This window comes from Pseudomonas entomophila, from assembly GCF_023277925.1.
Taxonomy (GTDB): domain Bacteria; phylum Pseudomonadota; class Gammaproteobacteria; order Pseudomonadales; family Pseudomonadaceae; genus Aquipseudomonas; species Aquipseudomonas entomophila_D.
In genome coordinates this window covers 3,604,713-3,621,761 of sequence record NZ_CP063832.1, presented here as the reverse complement: position 1 = coordinate 3,621,761, position 17,049 = coordinate 3,604,713, and the positions used below count along the sequence as shown (strand labels likewise).

The 17,049-nt window shown below is 65.7% G+C and carries 16 protein-coding genes; 9 read left to right on the top strand and 7 right to left on the bottom strand.

All coding sequences use genetic code 11. The features are described 5' to 3' along the window. Window positions 1–101 precede the first annotated feature (101 nt). From IM733_RS16020 to IM733_RS16005, 4 genes are all read left to right on the top strand, one after another. On the top strand, window positions 102–2,093 hold the full coding sequence (locus IM733_RS16020; RefSeq protein ID WP_248917552.1) for a sensor histidine kinase: 1,992 nt from the start codon (window positions 102–104) through the stop codon (window positions 2,091–2,093). 122 nt (window positions 2,094–2,215) lie between these two features. Next, window positions 2,216–3,859 (top strand): acyl-CoA dehydrogenase family protein, encoded by a 1,644-nt coding sequence (locus tag IM733_RS16015; RefSeq protein ID WP_248917551.1) that lies wholly within the window; start codon window positions 2,216–2,218, stop codon window positions 3,857–3,859. A gap of 169 nt (window positions 3,860–4,028) precedes the next feature. After that, on the top strand, window positions 4,029–5,492 hold the full coding sequence (gene amn / locus IM733_RS16010) for an AMP nucleosidase (protein ID WP_248917550.1): 1,464 nt from the start codon (window positions 4,029–4,031) through the stop codon (window positions 5,490–5,492). 6 nt (window positions 5,493–5,498) lie between these two features. After that, complete coding sequence (locus tag IM733_RS16005) at window positions 5,499–6,128, top strand: pseudouridine synthase (protein ID WP_248917549.1); 630 nt, start codon at window positions 5,499–5,501, stop codon at window positions 6,126–6,128. Window positions 6,129–6,194: 66 nt separating this feature from the next. Here the strand turns inward: IM733_RS16005 and IM733_RS16000 are convergent, their stop codons facing one another. Further along, window positions 6,195–6,398, bottom strand: coding sequence for a DUF2788 domain-containing protein (locus IM733_RS16000; protein WP_011535816.1), 204 nt, complete (start codon window positions 6,396–6,398; stop codon window positions 6,195–6,197). A 53-nt stretch (window positions 6,399–6,451) separates the two neighbouring features. Beyond that, window positions 6,452–6,928, bottom strand: a complete 477-nt coding sequence (locus IM733_RS15995; protein WP_011535815.1) for an Lrp/AsnC family transcriptional regulator — start codon at window positions 6,926–6,928, stop codon at window positions 6,452–6,454. A gap of 393 nt (window positions 6,929–7,321) precedes the next feature. Between IM733_RS15995 and IM733_RS15990 the strand changes: the two genes are divergently transcribed. Next, window positions 7,322–8,125, top strand: a complete 804-nt coding sequence (locus IM733_RS15990; RefSeq protein ID WP_248917548.1) for a DUF6515 family protein — start codon at window positions 7,322–7,324, stop codon at window positions 8,123–8,125. A 125-nt stretch (window positions 8,126–8,250) separates the two neighbouring features. Here IM733_RS15990 and IM733_RS15985 read toward each other — a convergent pair whose 3' ends face one another. Continuing rightward, a complete protein-coding gene (locus tag IM733_RS15985; protein ID WP_248917547.1) occupies window positions 8,251–9,120 on the bottom strand; it encodes a cation diffusion facilitator family transporter in 870 nt (289 codons plus the stop codon). 25 nt (window positions 9,121–9,145) lie between these two features. Then, window positions 9,146–9,565 carry a polyribonucleotide nucleotidyltransferase gene (locus IM733_RS15980; RefSeq protein WP_248917546.1) on the bottom strand — a complete coding sequence of 140 codons (420 nt, stop codon included), beginning with the start codon at window positions 9,563–9,565 and terminating at the stop codon, window positions 9,146–9,148. A 119-nt stretch (window positions 9,566–9,684) separates the two neighbouring features. Here IM733_RS15980 and hrpB point away from each other — a divergent pair, with 119 nt between their 5' ends. Then, window positions 9,685–12,213 (top strand): ATP-dependent helicase HrpB, encoded by a 2,529-nt coding sequence (gene hrpB, locus IM733_RS15975; RefSeq protein ID WP_248917545.1) that lies wholly within the window; start codon window positions 9,685–9,687, stop codon window positions 12,211–12,213. A gap of 6 nt (window positions 12,214–12,219) precedes the next feature. Here the strand turns inward: hrpB and IM733_RS15970 are convergent, their stop codons facing one another. Beyond that, window positions 12,220–12,876, bottom strand: a complete 657-nt coding sequence (locus tag IM733_RS15970) for a YciC family protein (protein ID WP_248917544.1) — start codon at window positions 12,874–12,876, stop codon at window positions 12,220–12,222. A 157-nt stretch (window positions 12,877–13,033) separates the two neighbouring features. Here IM733_RS15970 and IM733_RS15965 point away from each other — a divergent pair, with 157 nt between their 5' ends. Both IM733_RS15965 and IM733_RS15960 read left to right on the top strand, forming a co-directional pair. Continuing rightward, window positions 13,034–13,780 carry a DUF2076 domain-containing protein gene (locus tag IM733_RS15965; RefSeq protein ID WP_248917543.1) on the top strand — a complete coding sequence of 249 codons (747 nt, stop codon included), beginning with the start codon at window positions 13,034–13,036 and terminating at the stop codon, window positions 13,778–13,780. Between the two features lie 93 nt (window positions 13,781–13,873). Then, window positions 13,874–14,353 carry an NYN domain-containing protein gene (locus IM733_RS15960; RefSeq protein ID WP_248917542.1) on the top strand — a complete coding sequence of 160 codons (480 nt, stop codon included), beginning with the start codon at window positions 13,874–13,876 and terminating at the stop codon, window positions 14,351–14,353. Between the two features lie 109 nt (window positions 14,354–14,462). On the opposite strand, the gene IM733_RS15955 is transcribed toward IM733_RS15960, so the two are convergent. Beyond that, the gene (locus IM733_RS15955) at window positions 14,463–14,921 is read right to left on the bottom strand and encodes an Lrp/AsnC family transcriptional regulator (RefSeq protein WP_248917541.1); all 459 of its coding nucleotides are present in this window, start codon (window positions 14,919–14,921) and stop codon (window positions 14,463–14,465) included. Window positions 14,922–15,075: 154 nt separating this feature from the next. On the opposite strand from IM733_RS15955, the gene yedA reads away from it, so the two are divergent. Continuing rightward, window positions 15,076–15,996: a drug/metabolite exporter YedA gene (gene yedA, locus IM733_RS15950; protein WP_248917540.1), complete on the top strand. Its 921-nt coding sequence runs from the start codon at window positions 15,076–15,078 to the stop codon at window positions 15,994–15,996. Between the two features lie 74 nt (window positions 15,997–16,070). Here the strand turns inward: yedA and ypfJ are convergent, their stop codons facing one another. After that, entirely contained in the window at window positions 16,071–16,958 is an 888-nt protein-coding gene (ypfJ, locus tag IM733_RS15945; RefSeq protein WP_248917539.1) for a KPN_02809 family neutral zinc metallopeptidase, read from the bottom strand. Window positions 16,959–17,049: the final 91 nt, after the last annotated feature.

The window sequence follows — 17,049 nt, the reverse complement described above, 5'->3', positions numbered from 1 at the left end:
GAGTGCTCGGATAACTCGATAAACGGGTTCTGCCGGATCACGTCGTCTCAAAGGGAAAGGAGGCAACCGCGACGCGACTGGACAGGCCATGCTGGGGCTGTATGCGCTATTTGCTGATTGTGCTTCTGGGCTGCTTGCCCTTGCTCGCCGGAGCGGTCGAATTCGACGGCAGCACCGGTCGTCTGCCGCTGGGCCGTTCCATGCTGGTCTACGAGGACCACGACGGCAACGCCACGATTGCCCAGGTCAGCGCTCCCGCTTTTGCCCGCCAGTTCGTGCAGCATCAGGACGAGGTGTTGAATGCCGGTTATTCGACCTCGGTGTTCTGGCTGCGCATCGACCTCCACTACGCCGCCCCGCCCTCCGCCGCGCCGCGTCAGTGGCTGCTGGAGCTGGCCTATCCGCCCCTGGACCATCTCGAACTCTATCTGCCGGATGAGCAAGGGAGCTATCACCTGGCCCAGCGCACCGGTGACGCCCTGCCTTACGCCAGCCGCCAGATCCGCCAGAACAACTACTTGTTCGAACTGCCCATGCACCCCGGCCAGTCGACCACCGCCTATCTGCGCCTGCACAGCCAGGGCTCGATCCAGGCGCCGCTGACCCTCTGGTCGGCCGAAGCCTACCTCGAAGACCAGCCCACCCGCCTGTACGTGCTGGGGATGATCTACGGCGTGCTGCTGGTGATGCTGGCCTACAACCTGTTCATCTACCTCAGCGTGCGCGATGTCAGCTACCTCTATTACATCCTGTACATTGCCTCGTTCGGGCTCTATCAGGTGTCGGTCAATGGCGCCGGTATCGCCTATTTCTGGCCGGACAGCCCCTGGTGGGCCAATGCCGCCACCCCGTTCTTCATTGGTGCCGCCGGTCTGTTCGGTTGCCAGTTCGCCCGTCACTTCCTGCAACTGGGGCGCTTGAGCCGAGGTTTCGATCGCCTGCTGATGATGCTGATGGCCGGCGGCGCTCTGGTCATGGTGCTGGCGCTGGCCCTGCGCTACGGCGTGGCGCTGCGCATGGCCACGCTGCTGGCGCTGCTGTTCACCGTGAGCATTTTCAGCGCCGGGCTGTATGCCTGGTGGCGTGGGCTGCGGGTGGCGCGCTGGTTCATCATCGCCTGGACCGCCTTCCTGCTGGGGGGGCTGGTGAACACCCTGATGGTGCTGGGCTACCTGCCGAACCTGTTCATCACCATGTACGCCAGCCAGTTGGGCTCGGCGCTGGAGGTGGCGCTGCTGTCGCTGGCCCTGGCTGACCGTATCAACAGCCTGCGCGAGCAGCAGGCCCAGACCCTGCGCGAGACTGGCCGCACCCTGGAGCAGATGAACCTGCAACTGGCCCGCAGCAATCGGCTCAAGGATGAGTTCCTGGCCACCGTGACCCACGAGCTGCGCACGCCGATGAACGGTGTTATCGGCTCGCTCGAGCTGCTGCACACCCTGCCCATGAGCGCGGAGCAGGCCCAGTACCATCGCACCGCCACTGGCTCCGCCCAGGACATGATGGCGATGGTCGACGACATTCTCATCCTCACCGAGCTGCAGGCCGGCCACCTGCGCAACCAGAATGGGCCGTTCAGCCTGCGGCGCTTGATGCAGGAGTTGCGTGCCGGTTATGCCAGCCAGGCCTTGGCCAAAGGCCTGTACCTGAGCCTGGATGTTCCGGCCGACCTGCCCGACAGCCTGGTAGGCGATGCGCAGAAGCTCGCTCGCTGCGTGGCCTGCCTGGTGGACAACGGCTTGAAATTCACCCACCAGGGGGGCGTCACCGTGCAGGTGCGGGGCCGCCGCACTGGTCCGGACAGCCTGGCCTTGAGCATTACCATCAGCGACAGCGGCATCGGTTTCGACGACCTGGACCAGGCGGTGCTGTACCAGCGGTTCGCTCAGGTGGACGGGTCGATGACCCGACGCTACGGCGGGCTGGGGGTCGGCCTTTCGATCTGCCGACAGTTGGGCGAGCTGATCGATGCCAAGTTGTCCCATGAGTCCACGCCGGGGTTGGGCAGCCGTTTCGAATTGAGCCTGACGCTGGCAGTGGCGCAGGTGCAACTGCCGCCGACCCGGGTGGCCTCTGGCCTGAGCCGCTTCTGAGGGCAACCGTTCGCCGGCACGCCGGCGAAGTGCCCCCCTAGTCGTCCGTTTTGTCACTTTGACTCACCGGGCAGTGGTGCTTCACTGGGGCTTTCAGGCACGACCGGAACCAGGAGACCCCGATGAACCTGCACCAGTTCGCTGAAACCCACGAAGTCACCAACCAGCCGCCCTCGCTGGACGGTGCCAATCTCTACCGCCTCGACCTGCCGCTCCAGGAGTGGTCGCGGCGCTTTGGCGCCGGCTGGGCCGAGGCGCGCATCGACGCCTACGGTGCCCTGGCTGGTGGCCCGCTGATGGCCGCAGGTTTTCTCGCCAATGCCCACAAGCCGGAGTTCAGCAGCCACGACCGTTATGGCCACCGCGTCGACCTGGTGGAGTTTCATCCTGCTTATCACGAGCTGATGCGCACGGCTGTCGAGCATGGCCTGCCGTCCCTGCCCTGGGCCGAGCCGCGCGCAGGCGCCCACGTGGCGCGTGCTTCGATGACCTACCTGCACAGCCAGGCCGAGGCTGGCACCGGCTGCCCGCTGACCATGACCTTCGCCGCCGTGCCGGCGCTGCGGTTGCAGCCGGAGCTGGCCGGGTACTGGCTGCCGAAGATCCTTGCCCGGGAGTACGACCCGCGCAACATCGGCGACCGGCACAAGGCCGGTGTCACCCTTGGTATGGCCATGACCGAGAAACAGGGCGGCACCGATGTGCGTGCCAACACCACCCGCGCCTACCCGGTGGGCGCGCCGGGTCCGGGCCAGCCTTACGAACTGGTGGGGCACAAGTGGTTCTGTTCCGCACCGATGTGCGACGCCTTCCTGACTTTGGCCCAGACCGACAAGGGCCTGAGTTGCTTCCTTTTGCCGCGCCACCGCCCCGACGACCAGCGCAACCAGTTCTATATCCAACGCTTGAAGAACAAACTCGGCAATTGCTCCAACGCCTCCAGCGAAGTGGAGTTCCGTGGTGCCTTGGCGTGGATGGTGGGCGAAGAGGGCCGGGGCGTGCCGACCATCATCGAGATGGTGGCCATGACCCGCTTCGACTGCATGGTCGGCTCCAGTGCGCTGATGCGCCAGGCCCTGACCCAGGCGGCGCATCATTGCGCGTATCGCAAGGTCGGTGGCCGTGTGCTCAACGAGCAGCCCCTGATGCAGAACGTGCTCGCCGACCTGGCGTTGGAGAGTGAGGCCGCGCTGGCCCTGAGCCTGCGCATGGGCCAGGCGCTGGACCAGTTGGACGATCCGCAGCAGGCGCACTTCTCACGCTTGATGACGGCGGTGGGCAAGTACTGGATCTGCAAGCGGGCGCCGGGAATGATCAACGAAGCCGCCGAGTGCCTGGGTGGTGCCGGTTATGTCGAGGACAGTATCCTGCCGCGGCTGTACCGCGAGGCGCCGGTCAACTCCACTTGGGAGGGCTCGGGCAACGTGCAGTGCCTGGACGTGCTGCGTGCTTTGTCCAAGGAGCCTGGCGTGCTCGATGCGCTGTTCACTGAACTGGGGGATGGCCATGGCGACGCGCGGTTGGCGGCGTTCATCGGCAACTTGAAAGGCGCCTTCGCCGACACCGGCGATAGCCAGTACCGCGCGCGCCAGCTGACCGAGGACATTGCCCTGGCGTTGCAGGCCAAGCTGCTGCTCGAGGCGGGTAATGCGACGGTCAGCGATGCGTTCATCGGCAGCCGATTGAGCGGAAGTGGCCGGGCCTATGGCGCCTTGCCGCGAGGGGTGGACACTGCGGCACTGGTGGCGCGTGCGACGCCGACTTGAGTGCCCGTAGGCGCCGGCTTGCCAGCGAACCCTCGGGTTAACGCGTCGCCTGCTTCGCCGGCAAGCCGGCTCCTATGGGAACGGCGTGCGGCCGACATCCGGGGGTGTATTTGCCCGTGAACGCAGGCAAGATGGCTGGCATGCATGTCCATAAGACAGGAAGCCCAGCGTGAGCCAAGCGTTTGCAGTCGTTGCTCCCCCCGAACAGGCCGTCGACCGTCTGGCGGCCTTGCATGAACAGGCCACCGGGGCCTTGAGCCAGGCCCTCAAGCGCTACCTCAAGGACCGCACCGAACCGACCGAGGCCGAGCGCGCGTTGTTCCGCTACCCGGCCCTGCGCCTCACCTACCACAGCCTGGGCGAAGTCGCCGCCACCACCCGCGCCTATGCCAAGGTCCAGGTGGCCGGCACCTACAGCGTCACCGTCACCCAGCCCGCGGCCTTCCGCAGCTACCTGCTGGAGCAACTGCGCCCGTTGATGCACGACTACACCGTGAGCGTGGAAGTGGGTGTCAGCGAACAGAACATCCCATACCCCTACGTGGTCGACCAGGGCGACGAACTGGCTGGCAGCGGCATCACCGCCGCGCAACTGGCGCGGGTGTTCCCCAGCACCGACCTGTCGGCGGCCACCGATAACATCGCCGACGGCCTGTGCGATTGGGAAGGCGCCGACACGCTGCCGCTGGCGCTGTTCGACGCGGCCCGCGTGGACTTTTCCCTGCGCCGCCTGGTGCACTACACCGGCAGCGACTGGCGGCACATGCAGCCGTGGATCCTGCTCACCAACTACCATCGTTATGTCGACCAGTTCATCGGCCACGGCCTGGAGCAGCTGCGCGAGGACCCGCGCTTCGTGCGCATGGTGTTGCCGGGCAACGTGATCATCGACAAAGGCATGGACCACGGCGAGGCCCAGGCCCTGGTCGCCAGCGTGGTCTGGCACCGCTACCAGATGCCGGCCTACCACCTGATCGCCGCCGATGGCGATGGCATCACCCTGGTCAACATCGGTGTCGGCCCTTCCAACGCCAAGAACATCACCGACCACCTGGCCGTGCTGCGCCCGCATTGCTGGCTGATGATCGGCCACTGCGGTGGCCTGCGCCAGTCGCAGACCATCGGCGACTACGTGCTGGCCCACGCCTACATGCGCCGTGACGGCATCCTCGACCGTGTGGTGCCGCCAAACATCCCGATCCCGGCCCTGGCCGAAGTGCAACTGGCCCTGCAGGAGGCGGCGGCGCAGGTCACCGGCGAGCGTGGCGACCAGTTGAAGAAGCGCCTGCGCACCGGCACCGTGCTCACCTACGACGACCGCAACTGGGAGTTGCGCTGGGCCCAGGAGCGGCCGCTGATCAACTTGTCCCGCGCCGTGGCCGTGGACATGGAGAGCGGCACCATCGCCGCCCAGGGCTACCGCCTGCGTGTGCCCTACGGCACCTTGCTGTGCGTGTCCGACAAGCCGCTGCACAGTGAGATCAAGCTGCCGGGTTCGGCCAACGCGTTCTACAACCGCGCGGTCAGCCAGCACCTGAAGATCGGCATCGCCGCCCTCGACCTGCTGCGCACCGAGCTCAACTCGCTGCACTCGCGTAAACTGCGCAGCTTCGATGAGCCGCCGTTCCGCTGAGGATCCATGTCCCTGCCACCCCGCAACAAACCGCGCCGCCCGACGGCGCGGCCTTCCGGCCCGCGTCGCGAGCCCAAGGCGCCGCCGGCCGAACCCCGACTGATCCTGTTCAACAAACCGTTCGACGTGCTGACGCAGTTCAGCGACGGTGAGGGGCGCGCCACGCTCAAGGACTACATCGATATCCCAGGCATCTACCCGGCCGGGCGTTTGGATCGCGATAGCGAAGGGTTGCTGCTGCTGACCAACGATGGCCGCCTGCAGGCGCGCATCGCCGATCCCAAGCACAAGCTGGCCAAGACCTACTGGGTGCAGGTCGAAGGTGATCCGAGCGAAGAACAACTGCAACGTCTGCGCACGGGGGTCGAGCTCAATGACGGGCCGACGCTTCCGGCCGAGGCGCGTTTGCTCGAGGAGCCCGAACTTTGGCCGCGCAATCCACCGGTACGCTTTCGCAAGAGCGTGCCGACGGCCTGGCTGGAATTGGTGATTCGTGAAGGGCGAAATCGCCAGGTGCGGCGGATGACGGCGGCGGTGGGGTTGCCGACCTTGCGCCTGGTGCGGGTGCGCATCGGCGACTGGACGATCGAGGGGCTGGAGCAGGGGTGCTGGCGGGAAGTGGCGGCGAAGCTGTGACCGTGCGCGCTTCGCCGGCAAACCGGCTCCTAATAGGGTAGGAACCGGCTTGCCGGCGAACGGGTTCTAGACGCCTTCGAGGAACCCCACCACCACGCTCTTGATGATGAACGCCAGCACCCCCAGGCCGAGTACGAAGAACAGGATCAGGGTGCCGAAGCGCCCCGCCTTGGACTTCTTCGCCAGGTCCCAGACGATGAAGCCCATGAAAGCGATCAACACGGTGACCAGGACAATCATCATCCACTCTTCGAATACGGCGGGATCCATCAGTTCACTCCAGGCAGGCTGAGCACCCGATCATACGCCCTGCGTCGGGGGATTCAACGCAGATGGGTCAAGGGCAGCTCGGTGCTGGCCAGCACCTGGTTGAGCACGAAGCTGGAGCGCACGCTGGTCACGCCTTCGATGCGGGTCAGGCTGCCCAGCAGCAGTTTCTGGTAGTGGTCCATGTCCGGCACCACCACCTTGAGCTGGTAGTCGGCGTCCATTCCGGTGACCAGGCTGCATTCGAGTACCTGCGGCAGGCTGCGGATCGCTGCCTCGAAGGTCTCGAAGCGTTCGGGGGTGTGGCGGTCCATGCCGATCAGTACATAGGCCGTCAGGCTCAGGCCGAGCTTCTTGCGGTCCAGCAGCGCCACCTGGCGCGAGATGTAGCCATCGTCTTCGAGTTGCTTGACCCGACGCGAGCAAGGGGAGGGGGACAGGCCGATGCGCTCCGCCAGCTCCTGGTTGGAGATGCGTGCGTCACGCTGCAATTCGGCGAGGATGCTCAGGTCGTAGCGGTCGAGCTTGCTCATGGAAAAGGCCTTTTCTGTTCGGATTGCGGCGAATTATCAATCCAGGGTGAAAAATTGCGCAAGTGCTATTTATCAGAGCAATCTTCGCAATCCCCTGCCGCACCATCCGGCCTATCTTTATCACCAGAATCACTGCCCGGACATCAGTCCACGGCGACGCGCCCCAGACGGGCGGTCGCGGCCGGCCATCCAACAGGATCCGTCAGGCCCCCGGGCTACGCACTGTCCAGAAGACGGCGCGAGGTGAGCCGGTGTCACAAGCGCCGAGCACGGACGACAATTACCGAGGGGAGGCCGCAAGGCCTCCCTTTTTTATGCCTGCGATTTCATCTGCCTGGCCAGGCGCCACGGTAAACTGGGCGCCACGCAGTCTTTCCGAGCGAGAGGAACAACATGAGGTGGCGCATCTGGCAGTTGGCAGGTGTTGGTTTGCTGGGCATGGGGGGCAGCCTGGGTGTCTTGGCCCAAGGGCCTGGTGATGGTCCGCAGGACCCCAATGGCGGGCGGGGCTCGCCGCTCAATTCCCGTGACGAAGTGCGCCAGACCCAGCCGCCGCGCCAGGGTTACTACCAGGACATCCCGCGTCGTCATGGTGACGACCGCTATTACGGGCAGCGGCCGGGCGGTGACTGGGCCGGCCGCCCGGACGGCCACGGCAATGGTTGGGGCCCGGGGCCGCAGTATCACCCTGGCCATAGCGTCGATCGCTTCCCGGACCGTTACTGGAAAGTGCCCTATCGCGGGCAGGACTACTTCTACTCCGGTGGCTACTGGTATCGCCCGCATGGTGGCGGCTATGTGGTGGTCAGGCCGCCCTATGGCGTGAGGGTCGGTTACTTGCCGCCCTATGCGCGTGAAGTGTGGCTGGGGGGCGCGTTGTTCTTCCTGGTGGCCGACACCTACTACCAGTACCAGGCCGATAGCCGTGAGTACGTAGTGGTCAATCCGCCCACCGCCATGCCGGCGCCAACGCCCGTACCGCAACCGTACAACGGTTATAACGTGATCGCCTATCCAGCCTATGGGCAGGGGCCGGAGCAGCAGGAGCAGGATCGTTACCAGTGTCATCGCTGGGCGGTCAGCCAGACAGGCTTCGACCCTGCCACCGCGACCTACGCGCCACCGGCCAACGTGGCCGACAACTATCGGCGGGCGCTGGGCGCCTGCCTGAGCGGGCGGGGCTACAGCATCAACTGAGTCGGGCTTGAACGATGCCTGTAGGAGCGGGTTTACCCGCGATGCAGACACCGCGGTGCCTGGCACCGGCTTTACCGGTGTTCGCCAGCAAGGCTGGCGCCTACAGGTTCTGGGTGAGTCTGTGTTCAGACCGGATCGGCGTGCACCATCACATCCGCCCGCGGGTACCGTTCACGGATCGCCTGCGAAGCCTGCACGCACAGTTCGTGGGCCTGATGCAGTGGCAGTTCCCCGGGCAGCTCAAGGTGCAACTGCACGAACCATTGGCTGCCCGACACCCGCGTGCGCAGGTCGTGCGCGCCCTTCACTCCGGGAATCGCCAGCACCACTTCGAGCATGCGTTCGCCGATATCGGCTGGCAGTTCCTGATCCATCAGGATCGCCGTACTCTCGCGGGCGATCTGGATCGCGCTCCATAGGATGTACAGGGCGATGCCCAGGCCGAATAGCGCATCCAGCTGCGGCCAGCCGAAGCGCGCCAGCAACAGTGCCAGCAGGATGCTGCCGTTGAGCAGCAGGTCGGAGCGGTAGTGCAGGGAGTCGGCGCGCACCGCGGTGGAGCCGGTGAGGCGGATGACCTTGCGCTGGAAGGCCAGCAGCGCCAGGGTCAGTACCAGCGACAGCAGCATGACCACGATGCCGGCGGCGGTGTCACCCAGCGGCCGCGGCGCTTGCAACCGTTCCACTGCCTGCACCCCGATCAACACCGCGCTGACCGCGATGAACAGTGCCTGGGCCATGCCGGCCAGGGCCTCGGCCTTGCCGTGCCCGAAACGGTGGTCGTCGTCGGCCGGGCGCAGCGCGTAGTGCACGGCGAGTAGGTTGAGGAACGAGGCGATGGTGTCCAGCGCCGAGTCGGTCAGCCCGGCCAGCAGGCTCACCGAGCCGCTCAGCCACCAGGCCACGGCCTTGGCCAGTACCAGCAGGCTGGCCACCGTGAGCGAGGCGCGGGTGGCCAGACGTAGCAGGCGCTTGTGTTCGGCGGCCGCGATCATGTGCGTGTGTGCGTCCTTGAAGACATCAGGCAGTCGGAACCAGGCCGTAGGCGGCAAGTTGCTCGACACTGCCACGGTGCTGGATCAAGCGTGGGTCGTTCAGCGGCAGGCGCTGGCCCAGTTCGCTCTCGAGTATGGCCTGCAGCTTGACCTTGTCGACCTGGCCGTCGGCGTTGATGGCGGGCTTGAGCTTGGCCGGGTCGATGTGTGCGGTCTGGCCACCGGGGTAGTAGATAGCGCCGCTGGCGAAGTCGATGCCGAAAGCGATCAGGCCGGGGATGACGTAGAAGAGAATGCCGATGGCGTCCAGAGCCGCGACCACCGGGTCGATCTTGCCTTCGATCTGGCCGCGGCGGTCGGGGTAGAACAGGGTGCCGCAGGCCGTCAGCTGGGTCAGCATCGTGGCGATGAGCAGGCCACCAATGACGCGGGAAGGGATGCGCATGTGAATCTCCGGAAAGTAGGCACTACAGGGGCGAAGGCTCGCGCCAACGCCTGAAGCTAAGACCATGATAGGGCAGGCTCGGTTCGCCGTTATACTCGGACGATTGTTCGAGGACCACCATGAATTCATTACCGATCGATGCAGTACTGCCCGAACTGCGCCAGGCCCTGTGCCTGCGTGACGAGGCGGTGCTCGAGGCGCCGCCCGGCGCCGGCAAGACCACCCGCGTGCCCCTGGCCTTGCTGGAGGAGCCGTGGCTCGCCGGCCAGACCATCCTCATGCTCGAACCGCGCCGCCTGGCCGCGCGCGCCGCGGCCGAGCGGCTGGCGAGCGAACTGGGGGAGCAGGTAGGTGGCACGGTCGGTTATCGCATTCGCCTGGACAGCAAGGTCGGGCCGAATACCCGCATCGAAGTGGTGACCGAGGGCATCCTCACTCGACGCTTGCAGGCCGACCCAGCGCTGGAAGGCGTAGGGCTGTTGATCTTCGACGAATTCCACGAGCGCAGCCTGGACGCCGACTTGGCCCTGGCACTGAGCCTGAATGGCCGCGCGCTGCTGCGCGACGAGCCGCCACTGAAGATTCTGCTGATGTCAGCGACGCTGGAAGGCGAGCGCCTTTCACGGCTGCTCGATGAGGCGCCGGTAGTCAGCAGCCAGGGGCGCATGTACCCGGTGGATATCCGCTGGAGCCGGCCATTCCAGCCTGGCGAATTCATCGAGCCGCGGGTGGTCGATTGCGTGCTGCAAGCGCTGGCGGAGGAAAGTGGCAGCTTGTTGGTGTTCCTGCCCGGTCAGGCCGAGATTCGCCGTGTTCACCAGTCCTTGCAGGAGGCTTTGGGCGATCGCCCCGGCATCCTGCTCTGCCCGTTGCACGGCGAGCTCGACCTGAATGCCCAGCGCGCGGCCATCGAGCCTGCGCCCAAGGGCCAGCGTAAAGTCGTGCTGGCCACCAACATCGCCGAGACCAGCCTGACCATTGACGGTGTGCGCGTAGTGATTGACGCAGGTCTGGCCCGGGTACCACGCTTCGACCCGGGCAGCGGCATGACCCGCCTGGACACCCAGCGCATCTCCCGTGCCAGCGCCACTCAGCGCGCCGGCCGGGCAGGGCGCCTGGAGCCGGGCGTGTGCTACCGGCTGTGGTCAGAGGCGCAACATGACCAGCTGGCGGCCCACGGCAGTGCCGAGATTCTCCAGGCCGACCTGGCCGGCCTGGCCTTGCAACTGGCGCGCTGGGGCGTGCCGCCGGAGCAGTTGAGCTGGCTCGACCAGCCACCGGCCGCCGCCTACGCCCAGGCCAAGGACCTGCTGGCGCGGCTCGGCGCCTTCAAACCCGGCAGCCGAGACAATCTGAACGACCATGGCCAAGCCATGGCCGGCTTGCCTGCGCACCCGCGTATCGCCCACCTGCTGCTGCGTGGCCAGGACCTGGGGTTGGCCGACATGGCCTGCGACGTGGCGGCCTTGCTCGGTGAGCGCGATATCCTGCGTGGCGGTGGTGCCGACTTGCACACCCGCCTGGCTTTGCTCAGCGGTGAGACGCGTGCCAGCCGTGGCGGCCAGGGCGGCGTGCAGCGCGCTCGCCAGCTGGCGCGCCAGTATCGCGGGCAACTGCGCGGCAAACCGCGCACGGCGGTGGCCGACCCCGACCACCCGCGCTGGCTGGGGGCGCTGCTGGCCCTGGCCTACCCGGACCGCGTGGCCCAGCAACGCCGCGAAGGTGGCGCCGAATACCGCCTGGCCAACGGTCGCGCGGCGATGTTCAGCGAAGTCGATGCGTTGATGAAATGCCCCTGGCTGGTGATCGCCGATTTGGGCAGCCGCCAGGGCCAGCGCGAGGAGCGTATCTACCTGGCCGCCGACTTCGATCCGCGTCTGTTCGAAGACGTGCTGGCCGAGCAGGTCGAATGCCTTGACCTGCTCGACTGGGACGACCGTGAGCAGGTACTGCGCGCCGAACGCCAGCGCAAAGTTGGCGAACTGGTGCTCGGCCGCGAACCCTTGGCTGGCCTGGATGACGAAGCCCGCGCGAAGGCGCTGCTGGGCCTGGTGCGGCGCAAGGGCCTGAACCTGCTGACTTGGACCCCCGAACTGCGCCAGTGGCAGGCCCGTGTCGCCCTGTTGCGCCAGCTCGACCTACAGCAGCAGGGCACGAGCGAATGGCCGGACCTGGGCGACGAAGCGTTGCTGGCCAGTCTGGAAGACTGGCTGCAGCCCTACCTGGGCAAGGTTTCGCGGTTGAGCCATTTCGCGTCGCTGGACCTGCCGTCGCTCTTGCGCAACCTGTTGCCCTGGCCGCTGCCCCAGCGCCTGGAGGAGCTCGCCCCCTCGCACCTGGCGGTGCCGTCAGGCTCCAGCATCCGCCTGGACTACAGTGAACAGCCGCCGATCCTCGCGGTACGCCTGCAGGAGCTGTTTGGCCTGGCTGATACGCCGCGCATCGCCAATGGCCGCCAGCAGGTCAAGCTGCACCTGCTGTCGCCGGCGCGCCGCCCCGTGCAGGTCACCCAGGACCTGGCCAACTTCTGGCGCACGACGTACGCCGAGGTGAAGAAGGATTTGAAGGGGCGTTACCCCAAGCACTACTGGCCGGATGACCCGCTGGTGGCCGAGGCCACGGCGCGGGCCAAGCCGAGGGGCACCTGACCTTGGTCAGGCGCCGGCTTCGCCTTCCAGCAGCATGAACAGGCGATACAGCACCACGGTGCTGAACAGCTGGAGGAAACCGCTCAGGCTGTCCAGCACCAGCTGTACAGCCGGTTGAGGTTCGGGGAAGGCGGTCAGTAGCAGGCCATCGATCAGCCACAGCGGGGCCAGTACCGAGAGCATGCAGACCATGATGCGCAGAAAGTGCCCGGTGGTCATGCGCGCGCTGGTGCGCATCGACTCGATCACCGGCAGGCCGCGCAGCACTAGCAGGTACTCGGCGAACACCAGGTTCACCATGATCCACACACCTGGGAAGATGAACAGCGCCAGGCCTGCCATGATCAGCAGCGAACTGATCAGGATCAGCAGGGCCAAAGCCGGCCACAGTTGCACGGCGCGGGCGAACAGGTCGCGCTTGGCGATCATCTGGCCGTTGCTGCGGGTGTCGAGGTAGAGGATCAGCGCGGCGCTGTACAGCGGGTAGAACAGCAGGCTGACCAGCATGCCAAAGGCGGGGGAGGCCTGTTCGCCCAGCTGGTTGTAGAGGAGTTGGGTGCCCAGGGCCTCCAGTACCACCAATGGCAGGCACAGCTGGAGGATGCTCGTCAGGTGACGGCGGAAGAAGTACAGGGAGTCGCGCAGAACGCTCAGCGGATTCATCGGTCAACATCGCATGGCAGAAAAAGCAGGGCATCACTTTAGCCCAGACCGCCCGCTTGCTGAAAAAAGTTTCATGGCCCCGTTAATTGAATCGCGGCGCCCGGCCCCCCATCTTTGACGCTGTCCGAAGTCCTGTTCCGCGCACGAGGTTGCCCTGATGAACACTGAAGAACAAACCCTGATCGACGGCCTGTTCAGCCGTCTCAAGCAAGCCGAGAATCCGGCCCAGCCGCGTGATGCCCAGGCCCAGGCGCATATCGAGGAACGCCTGCGCCAACAACCGGCGGCGCCGTACTACATGGCCCAGGCGATCCTGGTGCAGGACGCGGCGATCAAGCGCCTGGACGAGCAGAACAAGCAGTTGGAGGCCGACCTGAAGCAGGCCCGCGCGCAGCTTGAGGCGGCCCGCTCGAGCAGCAGCAGTGGCGGTTTCCTCTCCAGCCTCTTCGGCGCAGGTGCCCGCAACCCGGCGCCAGAGCCGCAGCGTTCGGTCGCGCCGCCGCCATCGTCCGGCGGTGGCTGGCGCGAGCCTGCGCCACAAGGCTATGCGCAGGCCCAGCCCCAGTCCCAGCCCGGTTTCGGCGCGGCGCCAGCACCCGCCCGCAGCGGTGCCAGCAGTTTTCTCGGTGGCGCCATGCAGACCGCTGCCGGTGTTGCCGGCGGCGTGTTGCTGGCCCAAGGCATCAGCAGCCTGTTCAACCACAATTCGCAGCCTGAGCAGATCGTCGAGGTGATCAAGGAGGAGCCGGCCCCGGCCAGCGACCATGGCGGCTGGAATGACCAGGACAGCCAACGTCAGGTGGCCGACAACAGCGGTTGGGGCAACGACCAGGGTGGATATGCCGACACTGACTATGGCAACGACGATGGCGGCTTCTTCTCGGACGACGACACCTTCGTCTGAGGGCTCTGGCATACTCTCGGGCATCCGGGGGCGTGTCGTGTCACGAAGGGCTGCGGCATTGGCCCCCTAGAAGACTCGACGAGGTCCCCAGGCTTGAAGAAGATCGCGCTGTTCGCCGATGTGCAGAACCTCTACTACACCGTGCGCCAGGCCCACGGTTGCCACTTCAACTACGCCACGCTGTGGGCCGAAGTCAGCCGCGAAGGCCAGATCGTCGAGGCGGTGGCTTATGCGATCGACCGCGGCGACAGCAAGCAGCAACAGTTCCAGCAGATCCTGCGTAACCTCGGTTTCGAGGTGCGCCTCAAGCCTTACATCCAGCGCGCCGATGGCTCGGCCAAAGGCGACTGGGATGTGGGCATCACCCTCGATGTAATCGAAGCGGCGGAGCGGGTCGACCAGGTGGTGCTGGCCTCGGGTGATGGCGATTTCGACTTGTTGCTGGAGCGGGCGGCCAAACGTCATGGGGTCGAGACCGTGGTGTATGGCGTGCCGGGGCTCACGGCGCTGTCGTTGATTCGCTCGGCCAGTCGTTATGTACCGATCGAGGGCAAGCTGCTCCTGCGCCACTGACGTGCCTTGTAGGAGCCAGCCTTGCTGGCGAACCGCGGCAAGTGGGGAAACCCCGACAAGGCGTTGCCTTGCGTTCGCCAGCAAGGCTGGCTCCTACGGGGGCGCGGTGTCAGGGTTTTTTGGGGGTGGCTTCGAGGTGTGCCAGCGGCACCCGACGCTCCACTGCGCTGGATAGCACGATCGAGGTCTTGCTGAACCCCAGCTGCGACACCCGGTTGATCAGCGCCTCCAGCTCGCCCATCGACGCCACCGCCGCCTGCATGATCACGCAGGGGTCGCCGGTGACCCGGTGGCATTCGATCAGTTCGGGGATGCGGGTCAGGGCGTCGTAGGCCTGCTGGTTGCCATGGCTGGCCAGGCGCAACTCGATCACGCACTGGATCGGCAGGCCGATCTTCTCCAGGTCGACCTTGGCCGTGTAGCCACTGATCACTCCGCTGGCTTCGAGCTTGGCCACTCGCTCTGCCACTGCGGGGGCTGAGAGATTCACCTGGCGCGCCAGTTGGGCGTAGGTGGCTCTACCGTTTTCCAGCAAGGCGGCGAGCAGCATGCGGTCGTATTTGTCCATGGTGTTTCCTGGTGGCTTTGCAATCGACGGTAAGAGGCGTGAATAACCGTTCATAGCAAAGTGTTCGGGTGATTTAAACGTGTTTTGTAACTTATGTTTGCCGGGTGCCCTTCTTAAACTAGGTCACCCGTAAACGGATTTCGAGCCCAACACCATGTCTGCCTCCCGTCGTTTCCCGCTGTTGCTTGTCGGTGCCTTCCTTGCCCTGTACCTGGTCTGGGGTTCGACCTACCTGGTCATCCGCATCGGTGTGGAGTCGTGGCCGCCGATGCTGATGGCCGGCGTGCGCTTCGTCATCGCGGGCTGCTTGCTGTACGGCTTCCTGCGCTGGCGCGGCGTGCCAGCACCGACTTGGCCGCAATGGCGGGCGGCGGGGGCGATCGGCTTTTTGCTGCTCAGCTGCGGCAACGGTGGCGTGACCCTGGCCGAGCACGCGGGGGTGGCCTCGGGCGTGGCGGCCCTGGCGGTGGCGACCGTGCCACTGTTCACCTTGGTATTCGGGTTGATGTTCGGCCACCGCAACTCGCGCCTGGAATGGGCGGGGATCGCCCTTGGGTTGGTCGGCATCGGCATGTTGAACATGGGGTCGAACCTGCAGGCCAGCCCCATGGGCGCGGCGTTGATCCTGTTCGCGGCGGCGGCCTGGGCTTTTGGCTCGGTGTGGAGCAAGAACTTGCCCCTGCCCCAGGGGGCCATGGCCAGTGCTGCCGAGATGCTGGTCGGTGGCGTGGTGTTGCTGATCGCCAGCGCCCTGAGCGGTGAGCGCATGACGCAGATGCCCACCGCCGCGGGTTGGGGGGCGTTGGCCTATCTGGTGTTCTTCGGTTCGATTCTGGCGTTCAGCGCCTACATGTACTTGCTCAAGCACGTGCGCCCAGCGGCGGCCACCAGCTACGCCTACGTCAACCCGGCCGTGGCGGTGCTGCTGGGGATTGTCTTCGCCGGTGAGCAGATTGGCGCCGAGGAGTGCGTGGCGATGGCGGTGATCATCGGTGCGGTGGTGCTCATCGGTTTGCCGCAGTGGCGCAAGGCACCGGAGCAGCCAGCGGGGTTGAAGGAAGAAATGTGCAAGTAGCGGCTATTGCAGCAACACAGGGCCTGTAGGAGCGGGTTCACCCGCGAATGGGCCGCGAAGCGGCCCTGCGGACCTCAAAGGCTACGCGCGCTGAACGTGTCGCACTGATTCAGGTCGCCACTGGAGAACCCGGCCTTGAACCAGTGCACCCGCTGCTGCGAGGTGCCATGGGTGAACGAGTCTGGCACCACGCGGCCCTGGCCCTGCTGCTGCAAGCGATCGTCGCCAATGGCGTTGGCGGCATTGAGTGCCTCTTCCACATCCCCGGGCTCGAGCCAGTTCAAGCGCTTTTGCGCCTGGTAGGCCCACACCCCGGCCAGGCAGTCGGCCTGCAGCTCCTGGCGTACCAGCAAACCATTGTCACCTTCCATGCGCTGGCCATTGCGTCGAGCGGCGTCGACCTTGGCCGAAACCCCGAGCAACGTCTGCACGTGGTGGCCGATCTCATGGGCGATCACATAGGCCTGGGCGAAGTCGCCCGCAGCACGGAAGCGGGTTTCCATTTCGCGGAAGAAGGTCATGTCCAGGTACACGCGTTGGTCGCCCGGGCAATAGAACGGCCCGACCGCCGATGAGGCGAAGCCGCAAGCGGAATTGACCTGGCCGCTGAACAGCACCAGCTTCGGGTCACGGTATTGCTTGCCGGCCTGGGCGAACAGGGCTTTCCAGGTATCCTCGGTGTCGCCGAGGATCGAGGCGACGAACTCGGCCTGTTCATCGTTGGCCGGTGGCGCCTTGTTGCCTACATTGGCTGGCGCGGTCTGTTGCTGTTCCATCTGCCCGGCCAGTTGGCCAAGGATCTGCAGCGGGTCCTGCCCGGTCAACCAGCCAATACCGACGATCAGCAGGATGGCGCCCAGCCCCAGGCCTTTGCCACCACCGAAGCGCATCCCGCCGCCGCCACCCCCTTCGCCGCGGGCATCGACCACGTTGTCGCTGCGTCGACCTTTTCGCCATTCCATGTACTGCTCTCCGGTTTGTGAAACATGAAGTCAAAGATTAGCCCAGCGCCGCACAGGCGGGTGCCTTGCATGACTATGCATAACCAAATGG